Annotated in this window: 8 protein-coding genes; 3 read left to right on the forward strand and 5 right to left on the reverse strand. The window is 75.2% G+C overall.

Going from position 1 to position 6,315, the window contains the following annotated elements; genetic code table 11:
• The 3 genes from AA75_RS14010 to AA75_RS14020 form a co-directional block, all read right to left on the reverse strand.
• Positions 1 to 1,253, reverse strand: a 1,253-nt coding sequence (locus AA75_RS14010; RefSeq protein WP_033820310.1) for an amidase, incomplete at its 3' end; no start/stop codon positions are given.
• A 107-nt stretch (positions 1,254 to 1,360) separates the two neighbouring features.
• The gene (locus tag AA75_RS14015) at positions 1,361 to 2,671 is read right to left on the reverse strand and encodes a DUF3533 domain-containing protein (protein WP_033820311.1); all 1,311 of its coding nucleotides are present in this window, start codon (positions 2,669 to 2,671) and stop codon (positions 1,361 to 1,363) included.
• Positions 2,672 to 2,804: 133 nt separating this feature from the next.
• The gene (locus AA75_RS14020; protein WP_033820312.1) at positions 2,805 to 3,158 is read right to left on the reverse strand and encodes a VOC family protein; all 354 of its coding nucleotides are present in this window, start codon (positions 3,156 to 3,158) and stop codon (positions 2,805 to 2,807) included.
• Between the two features lie 269 nt (positions 3,159 to 3,427).
• Here AA75_RS14020 and AA75_RS14025 point away from each other — a divergent pair, with 269 nt between their 5' ends.
• Complete coding sequence (locus AA75_RS14025; protein ID WP_051812333.1) at positions 3,428 to 3,706, forward strand: peptidoglycan-binding protein; 279 nt, start codon at positions 3,428 to 3,430, stop codon at positions 3,704 to 3,706.
• A 94-nt stretch (positions 3,707 to 3,800) separates the two neighbouring features.
• Here AA75_RS14025 and AA75_RS14030 read toward each other — a convergent pair whose 3' ends face one another.
• Both AA75_RS14030 and AA75_RS14035 read right to left on the reverse strand, forming a co-directional pair.
• Entirely contained in the window at positions 3,801 to 4,157 is a 357-nt protein-coding gene (locus tag AA75_RS14030) for a DUF2809 domain-containing protein (RefSeq protein ID WP_033820313.1), read from the reverse strand.
• 62 nt (positions 4,158 to 4,219) lie between these two features.
• Positions 4,220 to 4,558, reverse strand: coding sequence for a hypothetical protein (locus tag AA75_RS14035; RefSeq protein ID WP_033820314.1), 339 nt, complete (start codon positions 4,556 to 4,558; stop codon positions 4,220 to 4,222).
• Between the two features lie 302 nt (positions 4,559 to 4,860).
• Here AA75_RS14035 and AA75_RS14040 point away from each other — a divergent pair, with 302 nt between their 5' ends.
• Together AA75_RS14040 and AA75_RS14045 are read left to right on the forward strand one after the other, a co-directional pair.
• Positions 4,861 to 5,700: a pentapeptide repeat-containing protein gene (locus AA75_RS14040; protein ID WP_051812337.1), complete on the forward strand. Its 840-nt coding sequence runs from the start codon at positions 4,861 to 4,863 to the stop codon at positions 5,698 to 5,700.
• A 14-nt stretch (positions 5,701 to 5,714) separates the two neighbouring features.
• Positions 5,715 to 6,143, forward strand: coding sequence for a hypothetical protein (locus AA75_RS14045; protein WP_033820315.1), 429 nt, complete (start codon positions 5,715 to 5,717; stop codon positions 6,141 to 6,143).
• Positions 6,144 to 6,315 lie beyond the last annotated feature (172 nt).

A 6,315-nucleotide genomic window follows, 5' to 3' on the forward strand; every position in this document is an offset into this window, starting at 1 on the left:
AGGCCGCGCCGCGCCGCCGGGCTGTGCACCGGCAGCACCAGCGCCGGCCAGCGGGCCAGGTTCCAGGGGTGGCTGAACGGCGCGTAGCGGACGTTGGACAGCAGGTTGGCGGTCCAGCCCCTGGTGTGCCAGGGCTCCGCGGGCGGCGCGGGGTGGGCCAGGGCCGGGGTGATCACCACGTCGTGGTGGGCGAAGAATCCCTCGAGCAGCGCCTGCCAGCGCTCGCGCGGCCCCGGACCGACCAGTCCGGCCCGGGCCACCGCCCGGCCGAGGGCGGCGTGCCGGCGGGGGCGCGGCGCCAGCAGCGCGGGGTCCAGGGAACGGGCGTCGGCGGCGGTACCGGCCAGCCAGTTGGCCACCGAGGCGGCGCCCAGCCAGGCCGGGTAGGGCAGTTCGGCGTCGGCCACCCGGTGACCGGCCGCCGCCAGGTGGCGTCCGGTGTCGCGGACGGCGGCCGCGCAGGCGGCGTCGACCGGGATGCCCGGCGAGCTGGACCGGACGGACAGGGCGATCCGCAGCGGCCCGGGGTCGGCGGGCGGGGTGACCGGCGAGGTGGCCGACTCACCGGCCAGGACGGCGAGGAGCAGCGCCGCGTCGGCGGCGCAGGTGGCGATCGGGCCGTTCTCGGCCATCCCGGACCAGCCGTCGACGCCCAGCCCGGCGGGCACCCGACCGGCTCCCGGCTTGAGGCCGAGGACCCCGCAGTTGGCGGACGGGATCCGGATCGAGCCCATGCCGTCGTTGCCGAGCGCGATCGGTACCAGGCCGGCGGCCACGGCGGCGGCGCTGCCGCCGGAGGAGCCGCCGGCGCTGCGCGAGAGGTCCCAGGGGCTGCGGGTGGTGCCGTGAACGCCGTCGGTGGTGCCGAAGACGCACAGTTCGGGGACGTTGGTCAGGCCGACCACCACCGCGCCGGCCGCGCGCAGCCTGCGGACCGTCTCGTGGTCGGCGGCGGCCGGGGTGTCGGGGGTGGCCGCCGAGCCGTTGCGGGTCGCCTCGCCCTCGACGGCCAGGTTGTCCTTGACCGCGACCGGCACCCCGGCCAGCGGCAGCGTGCCGAGGTCGGCCCGCCCGGCCAGCGCCTGCGCCTCCCGCAGCGCCCGCGCGGCCAGCACCTTGCGGAACGCGCCGATCTGCGGGTCGAGCCGCTCGATCAGCGCCAGATGGTCGGCCACCACGTCACGGGGCGTCACCCGGCCGCTGCGGACGCCCTCCGCGATCTCGGTGGCCGTGCGCCTCGTCCAGCCCGTCATCGCCGCTCCCCGCCCGGTCGGATCCGAGCCGTCAAGATAGCCAGTGGTCCCGGCCCGGGCAAGGGCGCCGCGGCCGGGGCGGGCAGGACGGGCCCAGCAGGACGGGCTCAGGCGGACGGCTGCGGCTCGCGCAGGTGCTCGGGCACGATCCGGTGCAGTCCCTTGCGGTCGTAGTAGGTGGTCATCGCGAAGCCGAACGCGAGCGCCAGCACCGTTCCCACCCCGATCATCATCCAGGCCCGGTTCAGGCCCGCGTCCGCCCGCGCGTCGAAGTACAGGATCGCCCGGACACCGTCGGTGAGCTGGCGCATCGGCTCGAACCAGGACAGCACCCGGTAGAAGTCCGGCAGCGCCTGGAGCGGGACGGTGGCTCCGGAGGAGGGCAGCGAGAGCGCGATGAACACGAACATGCTGACCAGCTGTCCGATCCCGCCGAACGCGGCCAGCAGCGCCTGTACGCCGAGGCCGACCGCGGCGGTGGCGCAGACCGAGAAGATCCACAGCAGTGGGAGGTGGGAGGCGTCCATCCCCAGGATCGCCACGCAGGCCAGCATGATCAGACTGGAGGTCAGCAGCGACAGCACCACCGACATGGTGCAGGTGATCGCGAGGGTCTGGGTCCGGCTGATCGGGACGGTCGGCAGCTGGCGCCGCCACGGCCCGAGCTCGCTGGCCGCGTAGCCGAGCGCCACGTCCACGCCGTTGGCGATCACGTTGCCGCCCAGGAACCCGGCCAGCACCAGCAGCAGGGTGTAGTAGAACGCGGTCAGGCCGAGCCCGCTGTGGGTGCCGATCGGATGGCCGACGGCGGTGTCGACGGTCACCGGGTCGGACAGCTGGAGCCGGGCGGCGTTGGTGGCCGACGCGCCCTCGGCCGGGAGGCGGGCGGTGAGGTTGCGGCCGAGTTCCAGCGAGGCGCTGTGGGCGGCCGCCTGGGCGATCGAGGTGGCCAGCGAGGAGGCCAGGCTGCCGGCGCCGGGATTGGTGAACACCGTCATGGTGGGCCGGGCCACCTCCGGCTGGCCGGCGGCCGGGAGCGCGGAGACGGCCGCCGTGAAGCCCTGCCGGACCGTCAGGACGGAGTACAGCTTCCCGGAGGCCAGCTGGTCCATCGCGGCGGACTCGTCCAGCTGCCGCCAGGCGATCTGCGCCCGCGGGTCGGGGGCGGCGGCGATGCCCGCGACGACGGTGGCGCCCAGGTTGGTCGGCTGTCCGGCCACGACCGCGCCCTGGTCGGCGTTGACCAGGCCGATCGGGAGGCGGTGCAGATCGCCGCGGGGGTTGAGGATGCCGCCCATGTAGACCAGCGAGAGCAGCAGCGACACCAGGCCGACGATCACGGCGGGGAGCACCCAGATCCGCGGGTTCCGCAGCACCTGCCGGGCGGTGACCTGGCGGACGGCGTGGTTCGAAGGCATGGCTCTCCCGGGGTGGCGGCTGCCGCGTAGAACCGAAAAATATCCGAATCAGGACATTCCACCCCGGCGCCTCGCCCGAGGGCCCGGGTCGGCCGACGTCGGCGCCCGGGTCGTCGCCCGCGGGCGGCGGCCGTCAGCCGGCCTGCCAGAGCTCGATCCGGTTGCCCTCGGGGTCGGTGACCCAGCCGAACCGCCCGACGCCCGCCATCTCCTGGGTCTCCCCGGCCACGTCCGCCCCCTTGGCGCGCAGCTGGGCGAGCATCGCGTCCAGGTCGCGGACCCGGAAGTTCAGCATGACCCGCTGCTCGCGGGACCCGAAGTAGTCCGTGCCGGACTCGAAGGTGGCGAAGACCGTCGGCCCGGCCCCCTGCTGCCACAGGCCGTGCTCGTCCGCGTCCAGGCCCAGGCTGTCGCGGTACCACGCACCCAGCGCCTCCGGGTCCGCGGCCCGCAGGAAGTACCCGCCGATTCCCAGCACTCGTTCCATGCCGCCATCCTGCCAGGACGGTCCGACAGTGGCGGGAGCCCCGCCGGTTCCGCCCCCGGACCGGCCCTCGCACCACCGGCGGAACGGCCCATCCACCGCACTGCACAAGGTTCGTTCGCATGCTTCCCTGGGAAGGCCGCACAGCCGGGGCGCACTGGTCTCAGCGCCCGTCCCGGTCTGTCGCCGGCCTCCGGACCCCGCACCGGTGTCCGGCACGTCCACGCTCCGGCCGGACCGCTCCGGCCCGTGACCATCCGAAGGATGCACCCATGACGGACGCAACACTCACCCAGCGCTGCACCATCACCGACGCCCGCCCGGTCCTCAAGCAGGGCTCCAAGGGTGACGCCGTGAAACAGGCGCAGTGCTACCTCAACACCTCGCTGACCGCGACCGACCTGGTCCTGGACGGGGACTTCGGTCCGGTCACCGAGGCGGCGACCAGGCGGTTCCAGACCTGCGCCAAGATCACCGTCGACGGGGTGATCGGCGCCCAGACCTGGTCGTTCCTCACCTTCTGGTCGAACTCGCCGGACTTCGTCTGCTGACGACGCCCCCACCGCTCCACCGCGCCCGGCCGGCACCCCGGCCGGGCCGTTCGCCGTCCGGGCCGTTCGGCGTCCGGCCGCGGACGGACGGCCGTCACTCCCGGCCGCGCCAGGCCGAACGGGCGGCCCACACGGCGGCCGCACCGACCGCGTACCAGAGCAGGTCCGGCGGGTTGAAGTTCGAGCCGAGGATCAGCCGCGCGGCCGTACTGCGCCGGGACAGGTCCGCCGGCACGTCGGTGAGCTGGAGGAACTCCACGGTCCAGCTGAACGCCAGGGCGAGCCCGGCCGCCGTCGCCGCCCGGGCCCTCGGTGCGGCCAGCACGGTCAGGGCGCCGACCAGCACGGTGTACAGCGCATCGCCCGCGGCCTTGGCCGGCTCGCCGTCGGCCAGGGCCCGTACGCCGAGTCCCGCCGCCACCGTGAGCGCCGCCGCGACGGCCGCCGCCACCCGGGTCCGCGCCGCCGGGCCGCGCCACGCGGGGGTCGCCGGCGGCGCCGTCCGACCGGGCGTCACCGGTAGGCCTGCGGCGGGTACCAGCCGGACCGGACGGCCGTCAGGTACTGCGCGTCGCGCCGGGCGTCGGCCTCGTGCGCGAGGGTGGTGAAGCCCGCGATGAGCGTCGCGGCGAGGGAGAGGGCGGCCGGGACGGCCCACCAGATGTTCCCCGCCCCGATCGGCCCGGCCCAGACGCCCGCCAGGGCCGCCGCGAGCAGCGGGAGCAGCGTCACCCGCACCCGCTGCGCCAGCCGCCCTGCGGTGACCAGCGCGAAGCCGTACCCGAGGAAGGCCGCCGGGCCGATGACGACGGCGAGGCCGACGGCCAGCCAGACGAGATAGATGATGATCATGTGGCGCTCTCCGTTGCCGGCGAAAACCTGAAGGAGGGGGCGCGCACCGCAGCGGCCGCCGGCCCTCGTACGGGCCCGGCGACCTCCCCCGCGCCCATCCTGCCAGAGCTTTTGAACGCGTTCAATCTTGGGGTGGCTCAGGGTGCGGACCGGGCCGGGGCGTCTGGAAGACTAGGGTGCGCCTCCGGCTCCGCCCGGGGCAGCCGTACGGGGGAACGGGGCACGGCGCCGCCGCTCCCTCCTGTACCCCCGGAGCGCCGGGGGTGTCCGGCCCGCACCGACCACACGGGAGAGCACGCGTCTTGTCCGAGAACCACCCGTCCGCCGGCCCCGCCCCCGTCGGCGGCCTCACCGTGCTGCAGTCCGACTGCGGGAACTGCTTCGGGCTCTGCTGCGTCGCGCTGGCCTTCACCGCCTCCGCGGACTTCGCGATCGACAAGGACGCCGGGCAGCCCTGCCCCAACCTCCAGCAGGACTTCCGCTGCGGCATCCACACCAGGCTGCGGCCCAGCGGCTTCGCGGGCTGCACCGGCTACGACTGCTTCGGTGCCGGTCAGCGGGTCTCGCAGGCGACCTTCGGCGGGCAGGACTGGCGCCGGGCACCCGGCACCGCGCAGCAGATGTTCAAGGTGCTCCCGGTCATGCGGCAGTTGCACGAGCTGCTCTGGTACCTGACCCAGGCGCTCGCCCTGCCGGCCGCCCGCGCCGTGCACCCGCAGCTGCGACTCGCCCTGACGGAGACCGAACGGCTGGCCGCGCAGGACGCCGACACGCTGCTCGACCTGGACGTCGCCGCCCAGCGGGCCGAGGTCAACACCCTGCTGCTGCGCACCAGCGAGCTCGTCCGGGCCGGGCACCCCGGGCGCAAGAAGGACCGCCGCGGGGCCGACCTGATCGGCGCCCGGCTGAAGGGCGCGGACCTGCGCGGGGCCAACCTGCGCGGGGCCTACCTGATCGGCGCCGACCTGCGCGGCGCGGACCTGCGGGGCGCCGACCTGATCGGCGCCGACCTGCGCGACACCGATCTGCGGGGTGCCGACCTGACCGGGAGCGTCTTCCTCACCCAGGGCCAGCTCAACACCGCCCGCGGCGACGCCTCGACCAGGCTGCCGGACGGGCTCGGCCGCCCCTCCCACTGGTAGGACGACAGGTCGTCATGTCGACATGGGAGCCGGCGCTGGCCCGGCTGTGTGCGGTACCGGTCCCCGAGGACGGCTCCGGCGAGCTCCCGGACGAGCTCTTCGATGCCGTGGAGGACCTGATCACCGCCCACGGCGCGGACGACATCGCCGAGATCGTCGCCGCCGCCGTGCACGCGGGGCGCACCACGGTCGCGCGGGCGAGCACGTTCCTGAACGTCGCGACCTGGTCCGGTACCGACAACGGGGCCTCGATGCGGCACACGCTGAACGGCTGGGTGCGGCGGGCGGACGACACCGTCCGGCTGCACCTGGCCCTTCACCACGAGGCGTACCCCCTGCCCGGCGCCGCGGAGATGAGAGCGGTGCTGCCCGCGATCGCGACCCGGTACCCGGAGCACCGCGCCATCTGCGAGGCCCTGCTCTCGACGCGCCCGGACGACTGATCCAGCGCGGCCCCCAGCAGCTCATCGGGGCACCGGCTCGGGCACCGGTACGGGGCTCCGGCCGCACGGCTCGAAGCCCCGGTAGCGCCCGGGGCCGTCCGACATCAGCGCCGCGCCGTCGCGGGCCGTCCGTGGACCGGGCGGCGGGCGGGGAAGGCGTGCCGGCGGGCCA

Origin of the sequence: Kitasatospora sp. MBT63, assembly GCF_000710465.2 — a bacterium.
Lineage (GTDB): Bacteria > Actinomycetota > Actinomycetes > Streptomycetales > Streptomycetaceae > Kitasatospora.